The sequence below is a fragment of the Streptomyces sp. NPDC057654 genome, from assembly GCF_042800135.1.
Lineage (GTDB): Bacteria > Actinomycetota > Actinomycetes > Streptomycetales > Streptomycetaceae > Streptomyces.
Genome location: NZ_JBHVHQ010000987.1, coordinates 1 through 1,813, shown reverse-complemented (window position 1 = coordinate 1,813; position 1,813 = coordinate 1). Strand labels below are relative to the sequence as shown.

General features: G+C 76.8%; 1 protein-coding gene. It reads right to left on the bottom strand.

Translation table 11 applies throughout. The features are described from left to right. A partial coding sequence (locus ACFU99_RS39315) for a condensation domain-containing protein (protein ID WP_384402235.1) occupies positions 1-1,756 on the bottom strand: 1,756 nt, incomplete at its 3' end. Positions 1,757-1,813 lie beyond the last annotated feature (57 nt).

Here is a 1,813-nt window from a genome sequence, read left to right as displayed (position 1 = left end):
AGCGGGTCCCCTGGGCGGCGTCCGGCGCGACCCGGGGGACGCCCGGCAGCCGGGAACGGTCCACCGCACCGTCCGCCCCGCGCGGCAGCGCGTCGAGGAGCATCACCGCCGCCGGGACGGACGGCGCGTCGAGGCGCGTACGTACGTAGGCGCGCAGCTGCACGGGGGACGCGCCGCCGATGGCGCGCAGCACCGCATAGGCCAGCGGCGGCCCGTCCCCGACGTCCACGACCGCGGCCTCGGCCACATCGGGGTGGCCCAGCAGACAGCTCTCGGCCGGGTGACGCGGCCCTCCTGCCGGAGCGTCAGTCTGCTGCCGGTCCGGCAGGCGCTCGCCGGGCAGCCGCGACAGGGCGCGACCGGGCTCGGCGGCAACGGCCTCCAGCAACTGTGCGTAGGAACGCAGCAATTGCGCGCCCGTCTCCTCATCGAGGGCCGTAACGCCGTGCTGAAGAAGGCACGTGGGACCATCGGTGTCCTCGATGAGGAACGAGAGGTCGAACTTCGCGGCCCCCGGATCCACCTCGACCGCCTCGGCTTCGACACCGGGCAGCCGCAGCGCCGTCGCCTCCCGCACCACGTCGGCCGTGACCCCCACCAACGGGGCCCCGTCCCGGCCCCGGCCCGCCGCCCCGAGCCGTTCGACGATCAGGTCGAAGGGGATGTCCCGCCGGTCCTGCGCCTCCAGCAGCGCGTCCCGCACCCGCCCGAGCAGTACGTCGAAACCGGGGTCGCCCGAGACATCGACCCGAATGGGCAGCGTATTGACGCACAGCCCGACGAGGCCGCGCATCGCCGCCCCCTCACGATGCGTGCTCGCACACCCTATGACCAGGTCTTCCTCGCCCGTGGCCCGATGAAGCGCCGCGAACGCGGCAGCGAGCCCCACCGTGAACAGCGTCGCCCGATGCCGCTGCCCGACCCCGCGCAGCCCCTCCAGCACGGCGGGCGACAGCGGAGCCACGTGGGTACGCCCGCGTCGCTCGCGCGCGGGCTGCGATCCGGCGGCGGACGCCCCGGCGGCCGGTCGCGGCAGCGGTACGGGCCGCGCCCCCGCCAGCCGCGCCGTCCAGTGCTCCAGCCCGGCGGCGAGCCTGTCGCCGTCCGCCTGCTCGCGGCGGGCGAAGGCGGCGTACTGCGGGGCCGGGGCGAGTGCCGAGGCGTCCCCGTCGCGGGCCGCCGCGTACAGCGCGGCGAGTTCGGCGGCGATGGTCTCCAGCGAGTCGCCGTCCACCGCGATGTGATGCAGCGTCACCATCACCGTGTGGTCCTGCGGACCGTGCCGCAGCACGAGCGCGCGCAGGACGGGGCCCGCCGCCAGATCGAAGGGGCGGCAGGCCTCCGACAGCAGAAGCTCCCCGCCGTCGCCCTCGACGTCGACCACCGGTACGGGCACCGGGGCCGGGGCCGTGACGTCCTGCCAGGGCTCGCCGTCCTGCTGCCGGTACCGGGTGCGCAGCACCTCGTGGCGCGCGACGAGCACGGAGAGCGCCGTGCCGAGGGCGTCGACGTCGAGCGGCCCGCGCATCCGGGTGGCGAACGGCACGCTGTACAGCGCGCCGCCCTGCCCCAGGCGGTCCATCAGCCACATGCGGCGCTGGGCGTACGAGAGGGGCGCCGGCCCGGCGTCCGGCGCGGCGGCCTCGGGGGCGGGCTTCGCGCGGCCCGCCGCCCCGCGCGAGCGGGCGCGCGCGAGGCGCAGCAGCTCCTCCTGGCGGGTCGCGGAGGTCCGCTCGCGGTCAGTGCCGGTTGCCATCGGTGATCTCCTCGGAGGGGGCGCGGCCGGGGCCGGCCGCGTCGGGGTCGGGACCGT